Below are 25,379 nucleotides of genomic sequence, written 5' to 3' on the forward strand. Positions count from 1 at the left end.
GCTCGCTGCCTGTTCGCCGGACAAGCCGGTCGGGACTGGGGCCGTCGACACCGCTTCACGATAGCCCCGAAACGCGATTTCCAAACCCTCCGGCCTTTCGCCACACAAGAATCTCCATTAACATAACGGAAGCGCGGCGGGCGGGTCCGAGGAACCGCAGGGGTTCCGATGACCACCGGACAAACTGCACAACACTGCCGAGAGGACGCATATGTTGCAGAGGATTCGCCAGGCGCTTGACTTCGAGGTCACCATCGGCCAGCTCATCGTCCTCGGGTTGGTCCTCGGCACACCGTATCTGCTGATAGGCACCATCTGGTCGGCAACGCACACCCAGCATCTGAGCCAAATGCACGGTGCCGATCTGGCGGTGTCCTTCCTGGGTTCGATCGTGTCCTGGCCGGTCCTGCTGTTCGCGAACGTGTGCATGACGTGAGTGTCGAGCGGCCAAATCTGCAATTAACATCCAAGGAGAAGGCGTGACTCATCGTCTGATGTATATCGGGATCGCCGGAGTGCTGCTCGCGGCCTTCGGGCTGGGCGCGATGCTGTATCCGGTCCACCTCAGCGCATACGACATGTACGGCATCAAGGTCAGCTGCGGCAATGGATTCAATTCCAACCTCAGCCAGGCCGCCGAGACGCACGGTCACGACTTCGTCACGCAGTGCGGCAACTCGGTGCTGCTCCGCCGCATCTGGGCCATCCCCACCGTTGTCATCGGTTGGCTACTGGTCACCGGATTTCTGGTGAAGTGGGTGCACAATGACCAGCAGGCAAGAGAAGACGCGGAGCCGCCGCACTACGTCCCACACCCGGAGATCGCTCGACACTTCTAGCTCGTCACACTCGCCGAACGTGGGTGATATGGACGAAAAGCGATCGAAACTCGTGCATACGCCCCACGTTCGACGCGCCGACGATGACGTCAACTATCCCGGATAGCGCGAGTAACAGGCGTCCATATTGCCGATCACTCCCCCGCGGAACGCCGCTATGCGAGTGAATCCGGCCGGCACGGTGGAGCCGTCAGCGTCGCTGGCGACCAGACGGTTGGTCAGCAGCCCGGAGACCGCCTCGTCCAGGTCGCCCGCCGTCAGCAAAAGTGACTTCTGGGAAGGCAACTCGATCGGTTCGGCCATCTTGCGGTGCACGACGCCGGTCAGGCATGCGGTGCGTAGCGCCGTCCACGGACTCTGCATCGGTAGACCCCGTTCATGTTGCACCGCCAGCGCGTACCGCGACATCACGATGGACAGCGCGGTGTCGTCGCCTTGGGGCAGCGAGTGCTGCTTCATGCCGGCAACCTTCGACAATGCAGCCAGCGAGGGCAGGTCGACCACGATGGTGTTGGTGGCAGGGCAGTAGGACGCCGGCGGACTAGCTTTTGCGTCGGAGCAGTCGGCGGGCTTGTAAGACAACGTCGGTGCTTGCTTGGGGGAGAAGATCTTCCCCAACAGTTCCATGAGGGTCGACAGCGTGTCTTCGTTGATCGGGACCTCACCGGTCTCCGGGTCGCCATTGGGGTCTCGCCGCAGGGTCTTCGGCAGGTCGCCGCGGCGCTGCTCGATCTCCTTCAGGTCGATGGCGGCGCAGGCCGGAGTGCCGGTGATAAAGCCCATCTGAAAGGCGCTGACCCGGTCCAGAGCCGAGCCGTGTTCGTCGTCGTTAGGCGTATCGGAGTCCATTACCGGGTCGCGGGTGGTGATGATGCCCGCCAGCACATGGTCGAGCCCCTCGGCCGTGCTCAGCGTGAAGCGCTTCGACTTACCGTCTGCCACATTGAACAGGTAGACGCCCGCGAAACAGTCGGCTTGCTGCTCCTTGACGATGGTTTTGGTGCCCCTGGTCACCAACTTGGCCATGTTCTGCAGGGCATGCCCGAACTCGTGGGCCAACACCCCGTTGACGGACATGTCGCCGAAATACTTTTGCGCGGCAACCATGAAATCACCACGGTCCCAAGCGATCAGGTTGCAGCGGGAGGTGAAGAACGCGTTGGGCATCTTGTAGGTCTCGTTGCCGCAGATGATCGGGCTTCGCCGATCGGTGGAGTCGTACGAGACGTACTTGTCGAGTGGTTTGAAAGATCCTTTCAGCGATCCGGTGTAGTTCGCCTTCCAGTACTCCTCGATGTCGTTGAGCGAGAGCAGTGACAACTTGTCGATCGGCCCGTTGTTGGTGTTGACCACCGTGCCGGTCGGTGCGGGTGCGTTCGAGCGGGCGCCGCTGGGCCCGTTTGTCGCGGGCAGACCACCGACCCGGAACGGATCGTTGAGCATCGACAGTGCGCGGCCGTCGACGAACGTGGTGCATCCCGCAACCATGAGGGTGGCCGCGGCGCAAGCGAACGCCGCTCGTGTGCCCGCGATTGCTGCCCGAGAGCGACCGCCCCGCAGTCGACGTAGCTTCCGCACGTGGCTATTCATTGACCAACCCCGTCCCGACCGGCCTGCACAGCAAACTAAAGGAAACTCATCTTAGAACGCCTGGTTTACCATCGGGGCAAGAACCAAGGCCTCAGGGCCGTGAGGCCAACGAGCTCGTAGTGGCAAGCTAGCGGTCCGCTCGCAGGGCGTCAATCACCTCTGTGGCTCGCTGTTCGAAGCGTTCGCCCTCAGGCATAGCCACACCGTACTCGGAGAGCCTGACAGCGCAACCGATTCACGGCATCCGGGCCCGATGCCGCTTGTCGCGCGGCGGGACGCCGTTTACGCCCCCGATCGACTCGGCGTAGGTTCCCACGGCGAAAGCCGCGCCAGAACCCATGACCGCCAACGCTTCCCGATTGATGTTGTCGACCGTGTCGCGGGGGCTCTGGTAGTTCGGGTCGAGCCAGACGCCGGCCTGACCGCCCCAGAGGCGCGCCTGCACTGTGGTTTTCGGCTGCGAGGCGCCGGTGTTCATTCCCCCGATCGGAACACCCGCGACCAGGAACGGGTGGTAGTCGGTCCTCGTGTTCAACGGCATGTCGGCGGGTCGCTTCCCGGCCAGGTTCAAATAACCGGCCAGGGTGCGCTCGATGCCGGCGGAGCCTTCGGGGACATCCGAAGCCGCCACACCGGATCCGGGCGGCCCGGACTGGTCGCCGTCGTCGGTGAAGAATCCGGCATTGGCCGAACCCAGCATGTCGAAGTTCAGATATAGCGCGATGTCGTTGAGTCGATCACGGTCCAGGCCGAAGACATAGTCGGTGGCCCCGTTGAGCCCGTCCTCGGCGGCCCCCCAGAAGACGAAGCGCACCGCGTTGGTCACCGGCGCCAAGGGGCCCATCTGCAAAGCAGTTTCCAGCACCGCGGCCACTCCTGACCCACCGTTGTTGACGCCCGGACTGTCCCGCGCGCTGTCGAGATGTGTCCCGACCATTACCACCTCGTCTGGCTTGCCGGTTTTGGTCTGCGCCAGCACATTTCGCGAGGTGACCTTGCGGGTTTCAGCGTCCAGCACCAATCGCACCGGCGCGCTAGCACGTTCCAGCGCGGTGGCACCGGTGGCACCGACGACTGCGACGGGCAGGGTCAGCTCGTTGTAGTACCCGGCATTGAACAGCGTCGGCGGAGCTCCCGAACCAGTTGGCCGGCTGATCACGATGAGCGCTGCCGCGCCCCTGGCCTTCGCGCTCTCCTGTTTGACCACCACCGAGCAGCGGGTGTCGTCGACGACTGCGATAGCACCCTTCGGTACCTCGGCCGGGTAGGCGGTGGGCTCGCAGCCGGACGCTTGCGCGGGCCGGACCGGCTGGCCGGTCAGCCCGCCGGGCGGTGTCTGAACCAGCAACGACGCCTGGTCCACCGGGTAGCTGCGGCCGGCAACCGTCAGCGACGGCTTCCCGGGCGATACCGCGTACAACCGCTCGAATTGCGGCGTCGACACATCGAATCCCTTGGCGCGCAGGGTCCTCGCTACGTAGTCCACGCTGGCGTCGAAGCCCGGTGTGCCCTGGGCGCGGTTCCCTTTGTTGGCGTTGGCGATATCCTGCAGCGCGTGCAGGTGGGTGTACATCCGATCCGCGGTCACCTTCGCGGCCAACGCGCGACCGAAGTCCGGCGCGGCGGGCGGCGGTACCGGCCGCGGCGACGAACATCCCGCCAGCCCAGCTATCAGCAGCGCCGTACCCAGGCTCCGGACTATCGCCGGCATCATGGCTTGGCGAGCACGTGCCGCGTACGGTCCTCCATCACCGGAACGCCGTTGCGCCCACCAAGGTCCTGCGCATACAGCGCCACCGCGTAGGCCACCCCGCCACCTTGAATCCCCAGCGAGGTGCGATCGATGTGCTCGAGGGTGTCGCCCTTCTGGTGGTAATTGGGATCGAACGGCTCGCCGGCCTTCCCGCCCCACAGCTTGGCTTGCTCTTCGGACATCTTGTTCTCGGCGCCGGAGAACAGCCCACCCGACGGGATACCGGCGAGGGTGAATCCGTCGTAGTCGGAACGGCCGTCGAAAGACGTGTCTTGCGCGGTCTTGCCGGCCGCCTTCAGGTATGCGACCAGCGTCCGCTCTATCCCGGCAGAACCTTCCGGCACCACCGGCTGGCCGCGGTCCTTGGCCGGCATCGACTGATCGCCGTCATAGGTGAAATAACCCGGGTTCGGCGACGCCAGCATGTCGAAGTTCAGGTACAGCGCAATGTGTTTGAGTGCGTCGAGGTCCAGCGACTCGACGTAATTTCGCGACCCGATCAATCCGAGTTCCTCCGCGCCCCAGAAGCCGAACCGCACCGCGTTCCGCACGTGTGGCGAATTGCCCAGTTGCACAGCGGTTTCCAGAACCGCAGCGACACCCGAGCCGTTGTCGTTGATGCCCGGCCCCGCGGGCACGCTGTCCAGATGCGCCCCGGCCATCACCACGTCGTTGGTGGACCCGGTCTTGGTTTGCGCGATGATGTTGCGGGCCTTGAAACTCTGGGTGTTCGCATTGAGCTTGACGGTGGCCGGTCCGGTCAGGCCGTGCAGCAGTATGCCGTCTGACTTGGTGACCCCCACCACCGGGATTTTGACGTCGGTGTCGGCCCCGAGGGTGCCGCCCATGCGTTCTTCGTCGACGTTGTCGACGACGACCATGGCTACGGCTCCGCGCTGTACCGCGGCATCCTCTTTCTGCGCGAACGGACAGTTGCCGCGATTGACCAGCACCACCGCACCTTGTGACGGCAACCCGTCGTAGTCCGACGGCGTACAACCCGGACTGTCGTCGGCCGGCGCGGCCACCAGTGGCCCGGTCACTCCTTCCGGCGGGGTGGCCAGACTGTAGTCGAGCGCGCGCGCCTCCAAGGTCTTGCCACCGACGCTCAGTGACCCCTTTTCGGCATGAAAGACGCGGGCGGAAAACTCGGGCGTTTGCACGTCGAAACCGCTGTCGCGCAACACCTTAACCACATAATCGACGCTGGCTTCGTAGCCCGGGGTGCCCACCGCGCGGGTACCGTTGTTGGCGTTGGCGATGTCCTGCAGCTTGGACAGGTGCTTCATCATCGCGTCGGTGGTGACTTTGTTGCGCAAAGTGCTGGCGAACTCGGCCGCGGCTGGATCGCCGTTGGGCCCCGCGGCCTTATCCTTCCCATGGGTGCACCCGGTCAGCATCAAAGTGAGGGCGACCACGACGAGCAGCGCCGAAGTCCTAGATTTGTTGACCATCGCGCCCAAGGTTAGCCGTTCGGAACCCACGCTTGATAGCCCCGGCACAGACACAGTCAGACAAATAGTCCGGTGAATGGCGGAAACGGAATGTTGCGCACCACAAACCAAGCCACCGTCAACACCAGCGTCACCGTCGCCGCCCAGCGCTGATGTTGCCAGCTCCTGATCTGCCGGCCCGTGAGTCGGCCGTACGTCCAAGCCAGATACGCCCACGCCAAGAATGCCAGCGCCACCAGGCCCAGAGCGTTGAACCTGGCGGCCGCCAACAGATTGCCGTGCATCAGCGAATACAGCATCCGCAGGCTGCCGCAGCCGGGACAGTCAATACCCAGCAGAGCTTTGGTCGGGCATACCGGCAGCGGACCGTGCGGGGTTGTCGGGTCACCCACCCAGATGGCGGCACACACCACCGTCGTCGACGCGGCCACCAGCAGTGGCGCGGTCAGACTCCGCGGCACCGACCCTTGGCGGGTCACCATGATCGCGCCCGTTTAGAAGAACACGCCGAGCATCGCCGCGCTTTGGTTGGACGCGAGCATGCCGCCCGCGATCGCGATGATCGCGTAGATCACGCCCGCCACAACCCCGGCGATCGCCGCCCACATTGACCACTTCTTGGCGGCTTCCGAGGAAGCCTGCGCCTCGGCGTATTGGCCCTGCGCCCATAATCCGTTGACCTGGCTCGACTTGACAATGGCCACGACCCCGAACGGAAGGCAACAGAACAACGTCGTCAAAATGGCCCACACCAAGTAGTTGTTCGGCGCTTGCCCGGCCGGTTGCTGTGGCGGGTACCCGGGCGGAGGTGGTGGCTGTGTCATCGATTCTCCAGTCGCGAGAGGTTAGCTGGCGTGAAACGGTGCTTACCATACCCGAGCAGTGTCACGCTGGCATCCTTAATCGCAAATCCAGTCGCTGCCTTGCCATCGAGGCTGTCACGGGCGAACAACGTGTCTCCCGTGACATGAACATCCCCGAAACGAGACACGTTGAGCGCCTTAATTTCTCAGAAAAGCAACCCTACGTCGGATAGGCCGCGATCAATTCCCAGACAGACAATTTCTAGCGGAACATGTTGCGTGGCCGCGACGTAGCCCTACGATCCCTTGTGAGGGTCCCCGTTTCTGGGCGGCGACCAGTGCGGGTCCGTCAACCTAAGGAGTCAAAGATGTCTCACCACACCAACGCGCTGCGAGCCGCGACGGCTGCAACGCTCGTGAGCGGCTTTGCCTGCTTCGGTACCGGCGCCGCGAACGCCGACCCCAATGACACGCTCGCCGCCAACCTGTCCAAGGGCTACAGCTCCAGCAACTGCAGTCCCCAAACACCGCCCAGCGGTGTGCTCGCCGTGCTGCAGTGCGGACAGAACTCCGACCCCAGCGGGCCGGTCTTCGCCAAGTACTTGCTCTTCAACACCAGCAGCGACCTGAACAGTTCGTTCACCACCAGCATCGGCTCCGACACCCTGACCAATTGCGGAGACGCCAAGTCGCCCACGACATGGCACCAGGGCAGCTCCAACGACCCCGCCGGGCAGGTGGCATGTGGGACGTATCAGGGTCAAGCCGAAGTCATCTGGACCACCGACGGCAAGAACGTGATGAGCCTTATCCGCGCGGCCAACGGCGACACCGCCACGCTTTACCAGTGGTGGCGCACCAACGGCTGAGCTACATCTGCTCTAAAACCAGCGTCGCGACGGCCCGCATCCCGGCAGCGTTGGGATGCAGCGGCGCCGGCCGAAACGGAACGGGCACACCGGATCTCGTTGTCCAGGGCTCGGCGGACCACGCGTGGTGGGCTCTGCTGGCCGTCCCGGCACGGACGATCTCGCAGTTCGTTGCCGCGGCGGCTTCGGCTGTGAGCTGTTCCAAAGTGGCCGCCACGTACCGACCCAGATCGGCGTCGGCTCCCGAAAGCGGCGCGGCGGACTCGCCGGCAGGCGGCAGCACCGTCAGGTAGTCGACGAACATGATCCGTGCCGTGGGGGCGCGCTCGCGCAACGCGCGGCCGACCGCGCACAACGAATCGAACACCTGGGCCAGATCTCGATCCCGCTCGTCGCGGTCCAGCAGCTCAGCTACGCGTCCGCCGAGCAGCGGGAGTCTGCGCACCGCCGCCGGTAACGATGCGGCCATCAACAACGGAATGTAGCCAACGTCGTTGCCGCCGATGGTGACCGTGATCAGCGTCTTCGTACCGTCCAGCGCCGCGATTTGCGGCGGTGAGCCGTGCTGCCGCTCGGCAAGCACGTGTGCGGTGGTGGCACCGGAAAAGGTGACGTCGGTCAGATCGAGGTTCAGTTTTTCCGCGATCAGGTGGGGGTAGTTGCGTGCCGATCGGCCGGCCCGCCACGGCGCTCCGTCGGCGCGGGGCCTGATCCCCGGCCCGGCAGCCATCGAACTTCCAAGCGCTACATAGCGTTTCATCGCGCCGGGCTGGATGCCTGCGCCCAGAAACGTTTGGGGATCCGCCCGGCCCGACGCGCCAGATAGCCCGCGCTGACGGCGGCAGCCATGGCCGTGGCCATCGCCGGCGGGTCGGCGGCACGGGTCACCGCGCTGGCCAACAGTACAGCGTCGCAACCCAATTCCATCGCCAACGCGGCGTCGCTCGCCGTGCCGATCCCGGCATCGAGTACCACGGGAACGCCGGCCTGGGCAACGATCATCTCGATGTTGTGCGGGTTGGTGATGCCAAGGCCGGTGCCGATCGGCGCACCCAGCGGCATCACCGCGGCACAACCGGTGTCCTCCAGCCGACGCGCCAACGCCGGGTCGTCGTTGGTGTAAGGCAGCACTACGAATCCGTCATCCACCAATTGCTCTGCGGCTCTGACTAATTCGACACCATCGGGCAGCAAGGTGCGTTCGTCGGCGATGACTTCGAGCTTGACCCAGTTGGTGTTGAGCGCCTCGCGGGCCAGCTGGGCGGTGAGCACGGCCTCGGCGGCGCTGCGACATCCCGCGGTGTTGGGCAGCGGCGTGATGCCCAGCCGGTTGAGCAGCTCGAGCAGCCCGGTCCCCCCTTCGGCGTCGACGCGGCGGATTGCGACGGTGGTCAGCTCGGTTCCCGACGCCATCAGCGCCTCTTCCAGCACCGCAAGGTTGGTCGCTCCACCGGTTCCCATGATGAGCCGCGAGGCGAAGCTGCGGTCACCGATCGTCAGCTTGGAATCAGCCACCTTGCACCGCCGTCACCACCTCGAGTCGTATGGGCGCACTGAACTCGACAAGCCTTGTCGTCCAGTCGGATCGGGGTAAGACCGCCTGATCCAGCGCTACCGCGATACCCCGCTCCGGAAAGCCCAGTGACTCCAACAGCGATGCCACCGTGGCCTGGTCGTCGACCTCGACCTGCTGCTCGTTGACCATGACGATCATGCCCGGACCCCCACGGGAACCAGTTCGGACACAATCTGTTCGGCGGTCCACGGTGCCAACAGAAATCCCGACCGGCCGTGACCGGCGGCCACCAGGGTCCGTTCGTCCAGGCGCTGCACGATCGGCAGGTTGTCGGGGGTCATCGGGCGCAACCCGGCGGCACACTCGGCCAGCTCGTACTCACCGAGCGCCGGCAGCACCGCACACGCATCGTCGAGCAGGTCGCGCACACCAGAGACGACGGGTGCGGTGTCGCGGCCGTGCTCGTACTGGGTGGCGCCCACCACTACGCCGTCGGGCCGCGGCACCAGATATATCTGGCGTCCATGGACTCTAGCGCGAACTACCCTCCGCAGCAACGGCATACAGCCCTTGCGCCAACGCAGCCGTAACACCTCGCCCTTCACCGGACGTATCGGCAGACCTGGCCAAAGCGACGGTGCGTCAACGCCGTTGGCGATCACCACCGCGTCATCTCGGACGCGAGACAGGTCGTCCACCGGTTCCGCCCATCGGACGCCAAGGCGCCCGCAATCGGCGGACAACGCGTCGAGCACCGCACGGTTGTCCACCGCCAATTCGGTCGGCGCCCGAAAACCGTGCCGGATGCCCTGTGCCAGCAGCGGTTCGACGTCTCGCGCGGCCGACTCCCAGACGACCGGGTGACCCTGTTCGGACAGCCAGTCGGCGACCATGTGCAGGTCGGCCACGTCGGCCCGGTCCACGGCCACCACCAGCGACTCGCGTGCGGTGATCACTGCTGGCGGCAGACCGTCGGTGAAGCCGCCCTCGCGCCACAACCGCAAAGACTCCAGACCCAGCCTGAGCAACCGTTCCTCGCCGGGCCAGCCTTCGCTGTGCGGGGCCAGCATGCCGCCGGCAACCCACGACGCGCCCCGCTCGCCGGTGCGGTGTACCCGGACGGACCATCCCTCCCGCGCCATACGGCGGGCCACCGCCAGACCAATCACGCCGCCGCCTATGACGGCTAGAGACTGCATCCTCGCTCCCTTCGCCGGCATGACCCGGATCAGGTGTGACGGTAAGGGCGGGCGCGCCCACTCTCAGTCCCCGCTCTCCGGGACTCCCGTGCTTACAAGCTTCCACGCTAGCGCGCTACCGTCGCGATGTGCACGAACGTTTGCGGACGGCGAGGCTCTACCTGTGCACCGACGCCCGCCGCGAGCGCGGCGACCTGGCCGAGTTCGCCGATGCGGCCCTGGCCGGCGGCGTCGACATTATCCAGCTGCGGGACAAGGGTTCGATCGGTGAGCAGCGGTTCGGTCCACTGGAGGCGCGCGACGAGCTGGCCGCCTGCGAGGTCCTGGCCGACGCCGCCCGCCGGCACGGCGCTCTATTCGCGGTCAACGACCGCGCCGACATTGCCCGCGCCGCCCGGGCAGACGTGCTGCACCTCGGGCAGGGCGATCTGCCACCGGCGGTGGCACGCGAAATCGTCGGGCCGGACACGCTGATCGGCCTGTCCACCCACGACCCCGGCCAGGTCGCTGACGCCGTGCAGGCCGCCGACGGTGACTATTTCTGCGTCGGCCCGTGCTGGCCCACCCCAACCAAGCCAGGCCGCGCGGCGGCGGGATTGCCGCTGGTACGGGCCGCTGCGGGGATGCGGCCCGACAAACCCTGGTTCGCTATCGGCGGAATCGACGCACAGCGGCTGCCCGACGTGCTCGACGCCGGTGCCCGCCGGATCGTGGTGGTGCGCGCGATCACCGCGGCCGAGGATCCACGCGCGGCGGCCGAGCGGCTCAGTTCAGCGCTTGCAGCAGCGAGCTGATGCGGGGACTCAGCTGCACCGGTGCTTGATGTAGGTCGCCGGGCATACACCAGACGAAAACGCCGTCCTCGATCTCCACGGTGCGCGGCAGGAGCTGCCGCCGTTCGTCTCCGTTGTCCAGCGGCACGGTCGCCGGCGCCGTGCGCAGCTGCTGCCAGCTGTCGGCGAAGCCGGGGTGCAGCGGCAGGTCGGCCACCGCGTCCTCGGCAACCCAGCGCAACTCGGCGCTCTCCCGGTTAGGCACGGTGTGCAGCCGCTCGACGGCATCGGCGACGACAGTCGTGTAGCTCCAGTGAGTGCCGCGAATGCCGGAAACCTCCGCGGTGACCACCGTCGCCCGCACGGCGAGCTGCTCGGCAACCAACCCGGCCTCCTCATGGGCTTCGCGGACCGCGGTCTGTTCCGGAGATTCATGGCTGTCCCGCGCACCACCCGGCAATCCCCAGGTGCCGCCCTGATGACTCCACACCGCCCGGTGCTGCAACAGCACCGCGGGCGTGCCGTCGGGCTGCGGCGCCCGCAACAGCAAACCGGCCGCGCCATATCTTCCCCAGTAATGGACGCCGCTGTCGGAGACCACCCATCCGTCACCGTCGCCCCGCACGCGTTCAGGATATGCAGGCGCAGCGCGCAGGGCGGTCAGCAGATCGAGACGCAGGCTCAATTGCGTCGGCCTCCCCCCATCGGCGCGCACCTTCTCTTAGAATTCACTTATACGCCGAAGTCGCTTTATAGAGCGTCCTGGTATGACCGAAAGATGAGGTCCGAGCAGACGTGACGGTTGAGCTGGCGCACCCGTCGACTGAGCCGCTGGGATCGCGCTCGCCTGCCGAACCCGCTCACCCCCGCTGGTGGTTCATCTCAACGACGCCGGGGCGAATCTTGACCATCGGCATCGTGCTCGCGGCTCTGGGCGTGTCCAGCGCGTTCGCCACCTCCACCACCGTCAATCACCGCCAGCAAGTGCTGACCACCGTCCTCAACCACACCGAGCCGCTGTCGTTCGCCGCCGGACGGCTTTACACCACGCTGTCGGTGGCCGATGCCGCGGCGGCCACCGCGTTCATTGCCCAACCCGAACCGCGTTCGGTCCGGCAGCGCTACGAGCAGGCGATTACCGATGCCGCGGTGGCGGTGACCCGGGCATCCAGCGGGCTGACCGACGAACCGATGGTGCAACTGCTGGGGCGGATCAACGCCGAGCTGGCGGTTTACACCGGGCTGATCGAGATCGCGCGCACCAACAACCGCGCCGGCAACCCGGTCGGTTCGTCGTATCTGTCGGAGGCATCGGGGCTGATGCAGTCGAAGATCCTGCCCGACGCCCAGCAGCTCTACCAGGAGACGTCGCATCGCGTGGACAGCGAAACCACCGCGTCCACACATTTCCCGGCGCCGGTGATCCTCGTCGTGGCCACGACGGTGGTGTTCGGCCTGTTCTCCCATCGGTGGCTGGCCCGGCGTACCAGGCGCCGAATCAACCCCGGCCTGGTAGTGGGGGCGCTGGGTATCGTCGTCATGGTGGTGTGGGTCGGGACGGCATTGACCATTTCGACGACGGCCAGCCGCAGCGCCAAGGACACCGCCGCCGAGTCGCTCAAGACCGTCACCAACGTCGCCATCACCGCCCAGCAGGCGCGAGCCGACGAGACGTTGTCACTGATCCGCCGGGGCGACGAGGAGATCCGCAAGCAAGCCTTTTATCAGCGCATCGAAGCCATGCATCAACAGATCGACGCGTACATGTCGCGCAGCGACGCGATCGACAAGCCCGACCTGCAGGGCGCCGACCAGTTGTTGATCCGCTGGCAGCAGGCCAACGACCGGATCAACGCCTACATGTCGGTCGGCAACTACCGGGCCGCCACCCAGGTTGCGTTGGGCAAGGGCGAGGACGACTCCACCCCGGCTTTCGACCGGCTCGACGAATCGCTGACCAAAGCGATGGACGAAAGTCGCACCCAGTTGCGCAACGATGTGCTCAACGCCCGCAGTGGATTGTCCGGTGCCCAGGTTGGCGGCGTGGTGCTCAGCCTGGGCGCGGCCCTGGCGGTCGCTCTGGGTTTGTGGCCGCGGCTGAAAGAGTATCGATGATGACGCGCCTGCTTGGGGTCCGGCGGGCGGCTACCTCTCTCACGGTGTTCGCCGCGGCGGTCATGCTGGCGGGCTGCGCGCACCCGGCACCGCCCAAAGTGGCCCCGGTGCCGACGTTGCCGCGGCCGACACCGGTCGGTATGGAAGAAATGCCGCCCGAGTCGCCGCTGCCTCCGGACACGGCCAGCGAGGATTGCAATCCGACCGCCAGCCTGCGTCCCTTCCCCAACAAAGCCGAGGCCGACGCCGCGGTCGCCGACATCCGCGCGCGCGGCAGGCTGATCATCGGGCTGGACATCGGCAGCAACCTGTTCAGCTTCCGCGATCCGATCACCGGTGAGATCACCGGTTTCGACGTCGACATCGCCGGCGAGATAGCGCGCGATATCTTCGGTGCCCCGTCGCACGTCGAGTACCGCATCCTGTCGTCGGCCGAGCGGGTCACCGCACTGCAGAAGTCACAGGTCGACGTCGTCGTCAAGACCATGACCATCACCTGCGAACGGCGCAAGGTGGTCAACTTCTCCACCGTCTACCTCGACGCCAACCAGCGCATTCTGGCCCCGCGCGACTCGATGATCACCAAGGCGGCGGACCTGTCCGGCAAGCGGGTGTGCGTAGCCAGGGGCACCACGTCGCTGCGCCGGATCCGTGAGATCACCCCGCCGCCCACCATCGTGTCGGTGGTGAACTGGGCAGACTGCCTGGTGGCCATGCAGCAGCGGGAGATCGACGCCGTCAGCACCGACGACTCGATCCTGGCCGGGCTGGTCGAGGAAGACCCGTACCTGCACATCGTCGGACCCAACATGGCCACCCAGCCCTACGGCGTCGGAATCAACCTGGAGAACACCGGGCTGGTGCGCTTCGTCAACGGCACGCTGGAACGCATCCGCCGGGACGGGACGTGGAATACGTTGTACCGCAAGTGGTTGACGGTGCTCGGTCCGGCGCCGGTGCCGCCTACGCCAAGGTACGTGGACTGATGGCCGATCGCCCGGAGAACACCGCCCAAGAGGGCCCGGAAGTGGCCGACCAGGATTCCGGCAGCGCAGCCACCCAACCGGAAGAGCAATCGGCCACTCAAGCGACTACCGGATCTTCGCAGCGCCCGCAGGCCACGCAAGCGCTGTTCCGCCCCGATTTCGACGACGACGACGACGATTTCCCGCACATCACCGTCGGCACCAGAGACACCGAGCCGCAGGACCGGGTGACCAGTTCGACTCGGGTGGTACAGCCGGTGCGGCACCTGGGCGGCGGCTTGGTGGAGATCCCGCGGGTGTCGGATATCGATCCGCTCAAGGCGCTGATGACCAACCCGGTGGTCCCGGAGTCAAAGCGGTTCTGCTGGAACTGCGGGCGGCCGGTCGGGCGTTCTGGGCCCGAGGGCTCGGAAAGTCAAGGCGCGTCGGAGGGCTGGTGCCCTTACTGCGGCAGCCCGTATACCTTTCTGCCGCAACTGAATCCGGGCGACATCGTCGCGGGGCAGTACGAGATCAAGGGCTGCATCGCGCACGGTGGACTGGGCTGGGTATACCTCGCCGTCGACCACAACGTCAACGACCGTCCCGTGGTACTCAAGGGCCTGGTCCATTCCGGCGACGCCGAGGCACAGGCGATCGCGATGGCCGAACGGCAATTCCTGGCCGAGGTCGTGCACCCGTCGATCGTGCAGATCTTCAACTTCGTCGAGCACGTCGACCGGCACGGAGATCCCGTCGGCTACATCGTCATGGAGTACATCGGCGGGCAGTCGCTCAAGCAAGACAAGGGCGAGACGCTGCCCGTCGCCGAGGCGATCGCCTACCTGCTGGAAATCCTGCCGGCGTTGACCTATCTGCACTCGATCGGGCTGGTCTACAACGACTTGAAGCCGGAGAACATCATGCTCACCGAGGAGCAACTGAAGCTGATCGACCTAGGCGCGGTGTCGCGGATCAACTCGTTCGGCTACCTCTACGGCACGCCCGGTTTTCAGGCGCCGGAGATCGTGCGGACCGGCCCGACGGTGGCGACCGACATCTACACCGTGGGACGCACGCTGGCGGCTTTGACGCTGAATCTGCGCACCCGCAACGGCCGCTACGTCGACGGGCTGCCCGACGACGACCCGGTGTTAGCCCGCTACGACTCCTTCGGCCGGCTGCTGCGCCGCGCCATCGATCCCGACCCGCGGCGCCGGTTCAACACCGCCGAGGAGATGTCGGCGCAATTGATGGGGGTGCTGCGCGAGGTCGTCGCGAAGGACACCGGGGTGCCGCGCCCAGGGCTGTCGACGGTGTTCAGCCCGAGTCGGTCGACGTTCGGAGTGGACCTGCTGGTCGCGCACACCGACGTGTACCAGGACGGCCAGGTGCATTCGGAGAAGCTGACCGCCAAGGAAATCGTTACCGCTCTTCAGGTGCCGTTGGTCGACCCGACCGACGTCGCCGCTCCCGTGCTCCAGGCGACGGTGCTCTCTCAGCCGGTACAGACGCTGGACTCGTTGCGCGCGGCCCGGCACGGCGCCCTGGACGCCGAAGGCACCGACGTTTCCGAGTCGATCGAGCTGCCGCTGATGGAAGTTCGCGCGCTGCTGGACCTGGGCGACGTGGTCAAGGCCACGCGGAAGCTCGACGACCTGGCCGAGCGCGTGGGCTGGCGGTGGCGGCTGGTCTGGTATCGGGCCGTCGCGCAACTGCTCACCGGCGATTACGACTCGGCCATCAAGCATTTCACCGAGGTGCTCGACACCTTCCCGGGGGAGCTGGCACCCAAGCTGGCGTTGGCTGCCACCGCCGAACTGGCCGGCTACACCGACGAGCACAAGTTCTACCAGACGGTGTGGAGCACCGACGACGGCGTGATATCGGCGGCCTTCGGATTGGCGAGAACCCTTTCGGCGGAAGGGGATCGGGCCGGCGCAGTGCGTACCCTCGACGAAGTACCGGCTACCTCAAGGCATTTCACCACCGCACGGTTGACCAGTGCAGTGACCCTGCTGTCCGGACGATCGACTAACGAAATCACCGAGGAGCAGATCCGCGACGCCGCTCGACGCGTGGAGGCGCTGCCGCCGACCGAACCTCGCGTGCTGCAGATTCGCGCATTGGTGCTGGGCGGCGCGATGGACTGGCTGCAGGACAACGAGGCCAGCACCAACCACATCCTCGGCTTTCCGTTCACCGACCACGGGTTACGGTTGGGGGTCGAGGCGTCGCTGCGCAGCCTGGCCAGAGTGGCGCCGACACAGCGGCATCGCTACACACTGGTCGACATGGCTAACCGGGTGAGGCCGACGAGCACGTTCTAGGGTGTTGCGCCTTCGACCTTCGGCTTTGGTGTGAATCCGGGCTTTCGGTGTGAATCGTTGACGTTCGGCGTGAATCCTGGGCGGAAAATCGGCCAGATTCCCGCCCTATGCGCACACTCAAATCCCCAGGCTCACAACGAAAGCCGTCGCTTCACGCCAGAGCCATGAGCTCAGGCTCGACCCCTATGCTTTGCGGCCAATCGTCGGCTTGCGTGCGAATCGTTTGCTTTGCAGGTGGCGCGTGAAACGTCGGCTTTTAGTGTGAATCCTGGGCTTTCAGCGTGAATCCTGGGCGGAAAATCGGCCTGGTTTCCGCCCTATGTGCACACTCAAATCCCTAGGCTCACAACGAAAACCGTAGGCTCACGCTCGATCCCGTCAAAACCCACGCCAACCACGTTCTACCATCGCTACGCGGACTCGGCGAATGATATCGGCACGCCGATTCTCGGCAACGACCCGGACAATGAGCCAGCCCTTCTGTTCGATCAGCTCCAGCCGCTGGATGTCGTAGACGTACACACCCCGATCAGTCTGGTGTTGCTCACCTTCGTATTCGACGCCGACCAGGTACTCCTCCCAGCCCACGTCGATGTGCGCGACTGGAATACCGTCGGCGCCCAGTACCGGTATCTGGGTCTGCGGCCGGGGGAATCCCGCTTCGATGAGAAGCAATCGAAGGTAGCTCTCCCGGGGAGACTGCGCTCCCGCGTCGACGAGTTCGAGCGCGGTCTCCAATCGCCGCAGTCCCCGCGAGTGGGGGTGACGTCGTGAAAGACTCAGAACATCCTCCACCTTGAAACCCGTTGCAGCCGCGAGCGCATCCAGACGGGCAACAGCCGAGTGGATGGCTCCCCCTCGGCCGATGTCGAAGGCGGTGCGCTCCGGCGTGGTGACCGACCGGCCGCCCAGCAGCTGCGCTTCGCCATCCAATAGCAAGCAACGCCGCGTCACGACACCCCTCGGCGGCCGGGAGTTCGCGCATATCAGCTCGACTGGGACATCGTTGGGAATCCACTTGGTGCCATGCAGCGCCGCGGCGGCCGCACCTGCGACCGTCGCCCTGCCTCGCGACCACAACCACGCCGCGGCGATGCGCTGCTCCAGCGACGGATGGATGCCTCCCGGCAGATAAACGTTGGGCAGCAAAGGGCGATATCGCGTGCGCAACTGATGGCGGTCCAACGCGCCGCGCTGTAGGGCCTCACTGCCGATGAAGGGTTCCTGCACGCCAGGCAGAATCGCACGACCATCGCCCCCCGCGTTTTCGGCTATCCACAGCCAATTCAAAGCTAAATGTGCACACTCAAAGCATGAGCGGTCAGTCGGCGCGGTGGATTGCCACGGCCCGCGCGCTGCGACGAACGGGGTTCGGGGTGACCGGGCCCGAGGTCGACGCGGTGGTCGCCCGGGATTGGCCGTCGTACCTCGACACCCTGCTAAGCGCCGACCCCGACGCCGATCCGGGCGCGGTCGCCACCCCGATGCCCGCTCTGCAATCACTGCGCGCCCCCGGTAAACGCGCGACGCCAGCAGCCCGTAAGCAATACGTCCGCCAACTGTCCGAGCAGGACGCCATGTTGTCGGCCTGGTGGCTTCGCCGCATGGTCGCCGTGCGGCAGCCATTTCACGAGAAGTTAACGCTGTTGTGGCACAACCACTTTGCCACTTCGGCCCAGAAGGTACGGGTGGCGGCTTATATGGCCGCGCAGAATCAGAAGCTGCGCACCCTGTCGCTGGGCGACTTCCGCACCTTGGCGTACAGCATGCTGACCGACGCCGCGATGTTGCGCTGGCTGGATGGGCAAACCAATACCGCCAAGGCGCCTAACGAAAACCTGGCCCGGGAATTCATGGAGCTGTTCGCCCTGGGCCACGGCAACGGTTACACCGAGGACGACGTGCGCGCCGGCGCTCGAGCACTGACCGGATGGGTGATCGGCCCCGACGGTCGAACTTCGGTGCTGCCGAAACGCCATGACTTTACGGCCAAGACGCTTTTGGGCCGCAGCGGCAATTTCGATGCCGCGGGATTTTGCGACGCCGTCCTGGCTCAGCCGAAGTCGGCCGAATACATCGCCGGACGGCTTTGGCAACAGTTGGCTTCTGACGAACCGCCGTCAGCGCAGCTACTCGACCGCCTGGTCTCTGCCTACGGACCGGGCCGCAACCTGCGCGCGCTGACCCGGGCGATCCTCACCGACGACGAGTTCACCACTGGCCGGGCCACTGTCGTCAATACCCCGGTCGAATGGCTGGTCGGCGTGATCCGGACGCTCCGAATCCCGCTCGACAAACGTGCGCAGCTCAAGACTGTCGAGGCGACGCTGAAAGCGCTGGGGCAGCGACCGTTTCACCCGCCCAGCGTCGGCGGCTGGCCGCACGGTGAGGTCTGGCTGTCCACCGCGAGTGCCCAGGCGCGGTTGCGCATCGCGGGCCAGCTGGCTCGCGACGCCGACCTGTCGCGCATCGAGAGCGCTGCACCCGGCGATCGCATTGACGCTGTTGGCTATCTGATCGGCGTCGGGGCTTGGTCGGACCGGACCGTCGACGCGCTCAAACCCCTGGTGCGGCAACCGCAGCAGCTGATGGTGGCGGCCGTCAACACACCGGAGTACCTGACGTCATGATCACGCGTCGAAAATTCCTGATCGCAAGCGCCGGCGCAGGCGCGGCCGGTTTGCTGTCCGGAGCCGTGGCGGTCGATTGGGACGACCTGTTGCGAGCCGCCCAGGACCGGCCGTTGCCCGACAACGCCGGTGTGCTGGTGATCGTCACGCTATACGGCGGCAATGACGGCATCAACACGCTAATCCCCTACGCCGACAACGCTTATCACGACGCTCGCCCAGAGCTTGCCTACGCCCCGAGTGATGTTCTGCATCTCGATTCGGAGCTCGGATTGAACCCGGCGATGCGCGGGTTGGCTCAACTGTGGAACCAGCGCCAGCTCGCGATCGTCCGGGGCGTCGGGTATCCAAAGCCCGATCACAGCCACTTCCGCTCCATGGACATCTGGCAGACCGCGTCACCAGCCCAGCCCGTCTCCACCGGTTGGATCGGCCGTTGGCTCGACGCCACCGGCGAGGACCCGCTGCGCGCCGTTAACATCGGTCCCGTCCTGCCCGCGCTTGCGGTCGGCGAAAAGCACACCGCGGCGGCACTTTCGGCAACACACGTGCCGATGCGGAAGGCCGAGAGATTCGACACGATCATGGCAGCGCTTGGCGCCGACGACCCCGCCGATACTCCCGCGATGGCTGCCGTGCGCAAGGCCTACCGCGCCGCACGCACCACTAACAAGACTTTCGAGTCGATCAAACCCGCTGCCGCCGAGCATAATTCGCTGGCAGCTCAGCTCGGCATGGTGGCTGCGGCGGTGCGCGCCCGGGTGCCCACGCGGGTGTACATGGTGCAACTCGGCGGGTTCGACACGCACGCCAACGAGCGCGGAACCCAGCAGCGGCTGCTGCAGACCCTTGACGAAGCCATCACCGCCTTTTTGCGGGGAACGAGCAACCGGAACGTCGTCGTGATGGCGTATTCCGAATTCGGGCGCAGGGTTCGCGCCAATGCCTCGGAAGGCACCGACCACGGCACCGCCGGTCCCGTGTTCATCGCGGGCGCGCCCGTCCGGGGCGGCTTCTACGGCGACGAACCCAGCCTCACCAACCTCGATCATGGCGACCTGAAGTACACCAACGACTTTCGCGATTTGTACTACGAGCTCCTATCGCACACCGTCGGGACAGATCCGACACCGTCCGTCGGCACGGGTCGGACCGCGCTCGGCTTCCTCTAGGCCACCAGCAAAGCACACGGGAATCCGAAGAAACGCATATAAGATTCACAACCTGGGATAAAATCCGGGACACCTATCGATGCTCGTCCGAAAGGCTTGCCGTGGATGAGGTGGTGTTCGGCCGGTATCGGCTGCTATCGCTGATCGGCGAGGGCGGCATGGGCAAGGTGTACAGAGCTCACGACACCGAAATCGGCCGCGACGTAGCCATCAAAGTGCTGCCTCCTGAGCTGGGCGCCGAACCTGGGTATCGCGAACGCTTTCGTCGTGAAGCTCATATTGCGGCCCGGCTGAACGAACCGCACATCATTCCGATTCATGACACCGGCGAAATCGACGGTCGCCTCTACTTGGTGATGCCGATCATCGAAGGCGTTGACGTGCACGCGCTGCTGCAGCGTGACGGCGCCATGATCCCGGAGCGGGCCGTTCAGGTGATCGAGCAACTGGCCGCCGCACTGGACGCCGCGCACGAAGCCGGGCTGGTGCACCGCGATGTCAAACCCTCCAACGCATTAGTGACCCGCAAAGACTTCGTGTACCTGATCGATTTCGGCATCGCCCATGACGCCGCGGCCACCAAGCTGACGCAGACGGGCTCCATCGTGGGCACCTTTGCCTATATGTCCCCTGAGCGCTTGGAATCCGGCGGCGGTGACGCCCGCTCGGATGTCTACGCACTGGCGTGCGTCCTCTATGAATGCCTGACTGGCGCCCAACCTTTCGGTGGCGACAGCATGGAACAACAAGTCGTCGCTCACCTGACGATGGATCCGCCTAAACCCAGCGACGTGAATCCTGGGATCCCGCGCGGATTCGACGAGGTCATCGCGACAGGTATGGCCAAAAAGCCCGACCAACGCTATCAAAGCGCCGGTGAGCTAGCGGCTGCCGCGCGACGGGCGCTCAATCAAGCGTCCACTGCGGAAGCCACGCGCCCGCTCGGCGGGGTTCCCACTCGACCGAGCCCGCAGGTCCTAGCCGCGCCGACACCGAGATCGAGGCGCAAGTGGTTGATCGCGGCAGCGGTTGTCCTTGTCGTGGTGATCGCAGGCGCCGCCCTCCTACTGCGAAACGTGTTGTCGCCCAATGCGACGACGGAGCTGGTACTCACCGCGACCACCGATCCTGGGTCGAACGCATTCATGCCCCCCGCGGCGTCGGCGCCCCCGACCAATACCCAACCGCCGCCAACTCTGCAGCCACACGGCAACGGCCCGGTGGTCACCCAACCGCTGCCTGGCGATCGTCCCGGTCTCTACGGGGGCACCATGAACAACGCCGAATGCGACCGCGACAAGATGATCGACTTTCTCGGCAGCCACCCCGCGCAGGCCAGTGCATTCGCCGAAGCGCTCAACACAGATTCCTCGCTGACTTGGAGTGGCGGACACCCGCTTACCGCCGCCGACGTCCCCGCGTATTTACGTGAACTGACGCCGACTGTGCTTCGACTCGATACCCGGGTCACCAACCACGGATTCGACGGGACACACCCGACGACGTTGGAATCGGTCTTACAAACGGGCACAGCGGTTTTCGTCGATTCCCGCGGCGTACCGCGCGCCGGTTGTTATTGCGGGAATCCCCTCACTGAGCCCGCCGCGCTTACAGGTGAACCGAAACCCGTTGGCGCAGCGTGGACCGGCTACAACGCCTCAGCTCTGGCCGCAGTTCAGGCCGGGAAGGCGGCCATCACCAACTTCGTCCTCGTCGACATCGTCACTGGCAAGGCGTTCAACCGGCCTGCCGGAACCACTGGCGCGAGCGATACCCCAATTAACCTGCCCGTACCACCGCCCGGGCCGGCACCCACCGCGCCCACGACCGGGCAAGCGTCACAGCCGGATATCGACGGCACCTATGTGATCGATCAGGCCGCCTCGGGCTGCGTGCCGGCTGGTCATGGTACCGCCACTATCACCCATCAAGGCAACTCGCTGACAATGGTTATGCAAAACGGGGACAAGTACACCGGAACCGTGAACCCCGACTGGTCTTTCACGGTCAGCAACGGATACTCCACTAGAAAAGGTGTGTTCGCCAACGAAGGAGGCCGCATCGTCATCCGGGATGGCACATTGACCATGTCATGTGGCAGTCCCACCTTTACGGGCACTAAGCAGTAAATGCCCAGCGGCCTTTTGAGTCCCTATTGGGATAGCAGTTGTACGCAGTCGCGGGCGATCGCCAGTTCTTCATCGGTCGGGATCGCCAGCACGGCGATTCGTGAGTCGTCAGCAGAGATACGGCGAGCACCGCGCTCCGAACTCAGGTTGCGGTCGTCTTCGAGGACGATGCCGAGTTCTTCCATGCCGGCTAAGGCATCCCAACGCACCGCTGCATCGTTCTCGCCGATACCGGCGGTAAAGCTCACCACATCCGTATGCCCCAACACCGCAAGATAACCGCCGACGTACTTACGTAGCCGATGGATGAACACGTCATACGCCAATTGGGCTGCGCTGTCGCCGGATTCGATCATCTCGCCTATCCGACGAAAGTCACGCTCCCCGCACAGACCCAGCACGCCGGATCGCTTGTTCAGCATCGCCTCGATCTCGTCAACGCCCATCTTCGTCGTGCGCCACAGGTAGCTGTAAACGCCTGCGTCGATGTCGCCGCTGCGGGTACCCATCACGAGTCCTTCCAACGGCGTCAAGCCCATTGATGTGTCGACGGGCTGACCACCAGCGATCGCCGACGCCGAAGCGCCGTTGCCCAGATGCAGCACAATCTGATTCACGCTCTCCAGCGGTCTGCCGAGGAATGCGGCGGCCTGCTGGCTGACGTATTCGTGCGAGGTGCCGTGGAATCCGTATCGCCGGATCTCCCACCGCTCGGCCAACTTCCGGTCGATGGCATATGTGGCAGCGGCCGGGGGCAGGTCGTGGAAGAAAGCAGTGTCGAACACCGCGATGTGCGGCACGTCGGGCAGCAGCTTTCGTGCTACCTCGATCCCTTTGAGAGCAGGTGGATTATGCAGGGGCGCCAGTTCCGACAGCTCATCGAGATCGGCGACCACCGCGTCGTCCAGCAGCGTCGGCCGATAAAACCGCTGGCCGCCGTGCACCACCCGGTGCCCGACCGCTGCCAGGTCGACGGTTTTCAATTCATATCCGGCGTCTGCCAATTCGTCGAACGCACGGCGCAGGGCCGCGTCGTGGTCCGCGACCGGTGACGAATCCTCGCCGATACGCTCTACTAAGCCGCCGGCTCGCGATCGACGGGAAGCCGGTTCGACCAGTTGAAATTTGAGCGACGACGAGCCGGAGTTGATCACCAGCACCAGCGGGTCAGCCATGGACGCCCTGCGCCTGAATCGCAGTGATGGCAACCGTGTTGACGATGTCCTCGACGAGTGCACCTCGGGACAGATCGTTCACCGGCTTACGTAAGCCTTGCAGTACCGGACCGATGGCGATCGCTCCGGCCGTACGTTGTACCGCCTTGTAAGTGTTGTTGCCGGTGTTGAGGTCGGGAAAGATCAGCACCGTCGCGCGACCGGCCACTGGCGAGTCACGCAGCTTGGTGGCCGCGACCGACGGTTCCACCGCCGCATCGTATTGAATGGGCCCCTCGACCGGCAGCTGGGGATCCCGCGTCCGCACCAATTGTGTTGCTTCCCTGACCTTGTCGACGTCCGCACCGGTGCCGGACTCCCCGGTGGAGTACGACAGCATGGCGACCCGCGGCTCGATGCCGAACTGCGCGGCCGTGCGCGCAGACGAGATGGCGATGTCGGCAAGCTGTTGCGGTGTCGGGTTCGGGACGATCGCACAGTCACCATATGCCAGCACCCGATCGGGTAGACACATCAGAAAAATACTGGACACGGTGGAGACGTCCGGGACGGTCTTGATGATCTCGAATGCCGGGCGAACGGTGTGCGCGGTGGTGTGGGCGGCACCCGAGACCATGCCGTCGACCATGCCGTTGTGCACCAGCATGGTGCCGAAGTACGAGACGTCGCGCATGATCTCGCGGGCCTGTTCGACGGTGACACCCTTCGCCTTTCGTAATTCCGCGTACTGGTCGGCGAATTGGTCGCGCATCTGACTGGTGCGCGGGTTCACAACCCTGACACTGCCCAGGTCGACCCCGAGTTCTGCTGCGCGCAGGCGGATTTGGTCCTCGTCGCCAAGTATGGTCAGGTCGACGATGCAGCGTTGCAGCACCCTTCCGGCTGACCTGAGAATGCGGTCGTCGTCGCCTTCGGGGAGAACAATGTGCTTGCGGTCCGAACGCGCCTGCTGGGTCAGCTGATAGGTGAACATCTGCGGCGTAGTGACCGTCGGGATCGGAATAGCGAGTTGCGCCAACAAATCCGCGATATCGACGTGACGTTCCATCAATTCCAGCGCGGTGTCGATCTTGCGCTGCGAGGTTGCCGTGACCCGACCGCGAGCCGAGGCGGCGGCGCTCGCCGTGTCGTAGGTGCCCAGCGTGGTCGCGATGATCGGCAACCGCAGCCGCAGCCCGGACACCAGTGCCGCGATCGACGGGTGCAGTTCGAAACCGCCGTTGAGGACGATGCAGGACAGCGTCGGAAACCCTTGAGCCGCATGGGCGCTGGCAACGGCGAGCACAACGTCCGACCGGTCACCGGGGGTGATGACCGCCATGCCGTCACGGAGCCTTTCCAGCACATGGTCGGCGGTCATCCCGGCGACCATCACGCCCATCACCTCGCGTTCCCGCAGCTCGGTGTCACCGCTGACCGCGTTTCCGTTGACGGCTTTCTCCAGATCGGCCACCGTCGGTGCAGAGAGTAGCGGCTCTTCGGGCAGCACGTAACTGCGTGGGTCAAAGGCGTCCAATGCCTTTGCGACAGCGTCTAATTGCGTCGGATCGCACCGGTTGGCCACCACGGCCGCGGTATGGGCGCGCTGCGTAGCCAACTCGCTCAGACATACCCCGACGACACTCGCGACCTCATCGGGGGTGCGTTCTTTGCCGCTCACCGCCAGCAACACCGGCGCACCGAGGTTCACCGCGATGCGGGCATTGACCGAGAGCTCTGCCGGGCTGGTCACGTCCGTGTAGTCGCTGCCGACGATCACTACAGCGTCACAGTGCTGGGCAACAGTGTGATACGCGTCGACGATGCTGACGATCGCGGCGTCGCTGTCGGCATGCAGCTCTGCGTACGTCACACCAACGCATTGCTCGTAGGATAGGCCCGCGCTGGTGTGCTCGAGTAGCAGTTCCAGGATGTAGTCACGGCCTTCGCCTGACCGCGTAATCGGCCGGAACACACCGACTTTGGCCACCGTCGCAGTCAGTCGGTGCAGTATCCCCAGCGCGATGGTCGACTTGCCGGACGCCGGTTCGGGTGCGGCGATATAGATCCCAGAGCTGGGCACCTGTC

At 65.2% G+C, this 25,379-nt stretch carries 23 protein-coding genes and 1 riboswitch; of the genes, 10 read left to right on the forward strand and 13 right to left on the reverse strand.

Annotated features, from left to right (window positions below; all coding sequences use genetic code 11):
* Nucleotides 1–211 precede the first annotated feature (211 nt).
* Nucleotides 212–436, forward strand: coding sequence for a hypothetical protein (locus A9W99_RS15075; RefSeq protein ID WP_067379235.1), 225 nt, complete (start codon nucleotides 212–214; stop codon nucleotides 434–436).
* Nucleotides 437–479: 43 nt separating this feature from the next.
* Nucleotides 480–839, forward strand: a complete 360-nt coding sequence (locus A9W99_RS15080; protein ID WP_067379238.1) for a hypothetical protein — start codon at nucleotides 480–482, stop codon at nucleotides 837–839.
* A 93-nt stretch (nucleotides 840–932) separates the two neighbouring features.
* On the opposite strand, the gene A9W99_RS15085 is transcribed toward A9W99_RS15080, so the two are convergent.
* The 5 genes from A9W99_RS15085 to A9W99_RS15105 all read right to left on the reverse strand — a co-directional run bounded on the left by A9W99_RS15085 (nucleotide 933) and on the right by A9W99_RS15105 (nucleotide 6,460).
* Nucleotides 933–2,327, reverse strand: a complete 1,395-nt coding sequence (locus A9W99_RS15085) for a peptidase (protein ID WP_156623114.1) — start codon at nucleotides 2,325–2,327, stop codon at nucleotides 933–935.
* 337 nt (nucleotides 2,328–2,664) lie between these two features.
* The gene (locus tag A9W99_RS15090; RefSeq protein WP_067379241.1) at nucleotides 2,665–4,143 is read right to left on the reverse strand and encodes a M28 family peptidase; all 1,479 of its coding nucleotides are present in this window, start codon (nucleotides 4,141–4,143) and stop codon (nucleotides 2,665–2,667) included.
* Nucleotides 4,140–5,582, reverse strand: coding sequence for a M28 family metallopeptidase (locus A9W99_RS15095; RefSeq protein ID WP_253869903.1), 1,443 nt, complete (start codon nucleotides 5,580–5,582; stop codon nucleotides 4,140–4,142). The genes A9W99_RS15090 and A9W99_RS15095 overlap by 4 nt, the downstream gene beginning before the upstream one ends.
* A 110-nt stretch (nucleotides 5,583–5,692) precedes the next feature.
* Entirely contained in the window at nucleotides 5,693–6,118 is a 426-nt protein-coding gene (locus A9W99_RS15100; RefSeq protein WP_067379244.1) for a DUF2752 domain-containing protein, read from the reverse strand.
* 12 nt (nucleotides 6,119–6,130) lie between these two features.
* Nucleotides 6,131–6,460: a CD225/dispanin family protein gene (locus A9W99_RS15105; RefSeq protein WP_067379247.1), complete on the reverse strand. Its 330-nt coding sequence runs from the start codon at nucleotides 6,458–6,460 to the stop codon at nucleotides 6,131–6,133.
* Nucleotides 6,461–6,807: 347 nt separating this feature from the next.
* Here A9W99_RS15105 and A9W99_RS15110 point away from each other — a divergent pair, with 347 nt between their 5' ends.
* On the forward strand, nucleotides 6,808–7,308 hold the full coding sequence (locus A9W99_RS15110) for a serine/threonine protein kinase (RefSeq protein ID WP_067379249.1): 501 nt from the start codon (nucleotides 6,808–6,810) through the stop codon (nucleotides 7,306–7,308).
* 1 nt (nucleotide 7,309) lies between these two features.
* Here A9W99_RS15110 and A9W99_RS15115 read toward each other — a convergent pair whose 3' ends face one another.
* The 4 genes from A9W99_RS15115 to thiO all read right to left on the reverse strand — a co-directional run bounded on the left by A9W99_RS15115 (nucleotide 7,310) and on the right by thiO (nucleotide 10,023).
* A complete protein-coding gene (locus A9W99_RS15115; protein WP_067379252.1) occupies nucleotides 7,310–8,068 on the reverse strand; it encodes an SGNH/GDSL hydrolase family protein in 759 nt (252 codons plus the stop codon).
* The gene (locus A9W99_RS15120; protein WP_067379255.1) at nucleotides 8,065–8,823 is read right to left on the reverse strand and encodes a thiazole synthase; all 759 of its coding nucleotides are present in this window, start codon (nucleotides 8,821–8,823) and stop codon (nucleotides 8,065–8,067) included. Before A9W99_RS15120 ends, A9W99_RS15115 begins: the two co-directional genes overlap by 4 nt.
* The gene (thiS, locus tag A9W99_RS15125) at nucleotides 8,816–9,022 is read right to left on the reverse strand and encodes a sulfur carrier protein ThiS (protein WP_067379258.1); all 207 of its coding nucleotides are present in this window, start codon (nucleotides 9,020–9,022) and stop codon (nucleotides 8,816–8,818) included. Before thiS ends, A9W99_RS15120 begins: the two co-directional genes overlap by 8 nt.
* Nucleotides 9,019–10,023, reverse strand: coding sequence for a glycine oxidase ThiO (gene thiO / locus A9W99_RS15130; protein ID WP_067379259.1), 1,005 nt, complete (start codon nucleotides 10,021–10,023; stop codon nucleotides 9,019–9,021). The genes thiS and thiO overlap by 4 nt, the downstream gene beginning before the upstream one ends.
* A riboswitch (TPP riboswitch) is annotated at nucleotides 10,013–10,123 on the reverse strand. (Overlaps the previous gene by 11 nt.)
* A gap of 28 nt (nucleotides 10,124–10,151) precedes the next feature.
* Between thiO and thiE the strand changes: the two genes are divergently transcribed.
* A complete protein-coding gene (gene thiE, locus A9W99_RS15135) occupies nucleotides 10,152–10,817 on the forward strand; it encodes a thiamine phosphate synthase (RefSeq protein WP_067379262.1) in 666 nt (221 codons plus the stop codon).
* Here thiE and A9W99_RS15140 read toward each other — a convergent pair.
* Entirely contained in the window at nucleotides 10,789–11,421 is a 633-nt protein-coding gene (locus A9W99_RS15140) for an NUDIX hydrolase (RefSeq protein WP_067379506.1), read from the reverse strand. The genes thiE and A9W99_RS15140 overlap by 29 nt on opposite strands.
* A gap of 170 nt (nucleotides 11,422–11,591) precedes the next feature.
* Between A9W99_RS15140 and glnX the strand changes: the two genes are divergently transcribed.
* The 3 genes from glnX to A9W99_RS15155 are packed head-to-tail and all read left to right on the forward strand — an operon-like array spanning nucleotide 11,592 to nucleotide 16,206.
* Nucleotides 11,592–12,911, forward strand: coding sequence for a protein kinase G-activating protein GlnX (gene glnX / locus A9W99_RS15145; RefSeq protein WP_067379264.1), 1,320 nt, complete (start codon nucleotides 11,592–11,594; stop codon nucleotides 12,909–12,911).
* Nucleotides 12,911–13,897: a glutamate ABC transporter substrate-binding protein gene (locus A9W99_RS15150; RefSeq protein WP_067379266.1), complete on the forward strand. Its 987-nt coding sequence runs from the start codon at nucleotides 12,911–12,913 to the stop codon at nucleotides 13,895–13,897. The genes glnX and A9W99_RS15150 overlap by 1 nt, the downstream gene beginning before the upstream one ends.
* Nucleotides 13,897–16,206, forward strand: coding sequence for a serine/threonine-protein kinase PknG (locus A9W99_RS15155; protein WP_067379509.1), 2,310 nt, complete (start codon nucleotides 13,897–13,899; stop codon nucleotides 16,204–16,206). The genes A9W99_RS15150 and A9W99_RS15155 overlap by 1 nt, the downstream gene beginning before the upstream one ends.
* 378 nt (nucleotides 16,207–16,584) lie before the next feature.
* On the opposite strand, the gene A9W99_RS15160 is transcribed toward A9W99_RS15155, so the two are convergent.
* Complete coding sequence (locus tag A9W99_RS15160) at nucleotides 16,585–17,445, reverse strand: hypothetical protein (RefSeq protein ID WP_156623123.1); 861 nt, start codon at nucleotides 17,443–17,445, stop codon at nucleotides 16,585–16,587.
* A gap of 74 nt (nucleotides 17,446–17,519) precedes the next feature.
* Here A9W99_RS15160 and A9W99_RS15165 point away from each other — a divergent pair, with 74 nt between their 5' ends.
* From A9W99_RS15165 to A9W99_RS15175, 3 genes are all read left to right on the forward strand, one after another.
* Complete coding sequence (locus tag A9W99_RS15165) at nucleotides 17,520–18,836, forward strand: DUF1800 domain-containing protein (RefSeq protein WP_067379268.1); 1,317 nt, start codon at nucleotides 17,520–17,522, stop codon at nucleotides 18,834–18,836.
* Nucleotides 18,833–20,008, forward strand: a complete 1,176-nt coding sequence (locus A9W99_RS15170; protein WP_067379272.1) for a DUF1501 domain-containing protein — start codon at nucleotides 18,833–18,835, stop codon at nucleotides 20,006–20,008. Before A9W99_RS15165 ends, A9W99_RS15170 begins: the two co-directional genes overlap by 4 nt.
* Nucleotides 20,009–20,109: 101 nt before the next feature.
* Complete coding sequence (locus A9W99_RS15175; protein ID WP_067379274.1) at nucleotides 20,110–22,137, forward strand: serine/threonine-protein kinase; 2,028 nt, start codon at nucleotides 20,110–20,112, stop codon at nucleotides 22,135–22,137.
* Between the two features lie 23 nt (nucleotides 22,138–22,160).
* Here A9W99_RS15175 and A9W99_RS15180 read toward each other — a convergent pair whose 3' ends face one another.
* Both A9W99_RS15180 and pta read right to left on the reverse strand, forming a co-directional pair.
* Nucleotides 22,161–23,312 carry an acetate kinase gene (locus A9W99_RS15180; RefSeq protein WP_067379277.1) on the reverse strand — a complete coding sequence of 384 codons (1,152 nt, stop codon included), beginning with the start codon at nucleotides 23,310–23,312 and terminating at the stop codon, nucleotides 22,161–22,163.
* Nucleotides 23,305–25,374 carry a phosphate acetyltransferase gene (gene pta / locus A9W99_RS15185; RefSeq protein WP_067379279.1) on the reverse strand — a complete coding sequence of 690 codons (2,070 nt, stop codon included), beginning with the start codon at nucleotides 25,372–25,374 and terminating at the stop codon, nucleotides 23,305–23,307. The genes A9W99_RS15180 and pta overlap by 8 nt, the downstream gene beginning before the upstream one ends.
* Nucleotides 25,375–25,379: the final 5 nt, after the last annotated feature.

The sequence above is a fragment of the Mycobacterium sp. 1164966.3 genome, from assembly GCF_001665395.1.
In the GTDB taxonomy this organism is placed as follows: Bacteria; Actinomycetota; Actinomycetes; order Mycobacteriales; family Mycobacteriaceae; genus Mycobacterium.

What these genes read in the sequence shown, in the direction of transcription:
- A9W99_RS15075 (WP_067379235.1), top strand. Translation starts at nt 212, where the DNA reads ATGTTGCAGAGGATTCGCCAGGCGCTTGACTTCGAGGTCACCATCGGC.
- A9W99_RS15085 (WP_156623114.1), bottom strand. Translation starts at nt 2,327, where the DNA reads ATGGTTGCGGGATGCACCACGTTCGTCGACGGCCGCGCACTGTCGATG.
- A9W99_RS15090 (WP_067379241.1), bottom strand. Translation starts at nt 4,143, where the DNA reads ATGATGCCGGCGATAGTCCGGAGCCTGGGTACGGCGCTGCTGATAGCT.
- A9W99_RS15095 (WP_253869903.1), bottom strand. Translation starts at nt 5,582, where the DNA reads ATGCTGACCGGGTGCACCCATGGGAAGGATAAGGCCGCGGGGCCCAAC.
- A9W99_RS15100 (WP_067379244.1), bottom strand. Translation starts at nt 6,118, where the DNA reads ATGGTGACCCGCCAAGGGTCGGTGCCGCGGAGTCTGACCGCGCCACTG.
- A9W99_RS15105 (WP_067379247.1), bottom strand. Translation starts at nt 6,460, where the DNA reads ATGACACAGCCACCACCTCCGCCCGGGTACCCGCCACAGCAACCGGCC.
- A9W99_RS15110 (WP_067379249.1), top strand. Translation starts at nt 6,808, where the DNA reads ATGTCTCACCACACCAACGCGCTGCGAGCCGCGACGGCTGCAACGCTC.
- A9W99_RS15115 (WP_067379252.1), bottom strand. Translation starts at nt 8,068, where the DNA reads ATGAAACGCTATGTAGCGCTTGGAAGTTCGATGGCTGCCGGGCCGGGG.
- thiS (WP_067379258.1), bottom strand. Translation starts at nt 9,022, where the DNA reads ATGATCGTCATGGTCAACGAGCAGCAGGTCGAGGTCGACGACCAGGCC.
- thiO (WP_067379259.1), bottom strand. Translation starts at nt 10,023, where the DNA reads ATGCAGTCTCTAGCCGTCATAGGCGGCGGCGTGATTGGTCTGGCGGTG.
- A9W99_RS15150 (WP_067379266.1), top strand. Translation starts at nt 12,911, where the DNA reads ATGACGCGCCTGCTTGGGGTCCGGCGGGCGGCTACCTCTCTCACGGTG.
- A9W99_RS15155 (WP_067379509.1), top strand. Translation starts at nt 13,897, where the DNA reads ATGGCCGATCGCCCGGAGAACACCGCCCAAGAGGGCCCGGAAGTGGCC.
- A9W99_RS15165 (WP_067379268.1), top strand. Translation starts at nt 17,520, where the DNA reads ATGAGCGGTCAGTCGGCGCGGTGGATTGCCACGGCCCGCGCGCTGCGA.
- A9W99_RS15170 (WP_067379272.1), top strand. Translation starts at nt 18,833, where the DNA reads ATGATCACGCGTCGAAAATTCCTGATCGCAAGCGCCGGCGCAGGCGCG.
- A9W99_RS15180 (WP_067379277.1), bottom strand. Translation starts at nt 23,312, where the DNA reads ATGGCTGACCCGCTGGTGCTGGTGATCAACTCCGGCTCGTCGTCGCTC.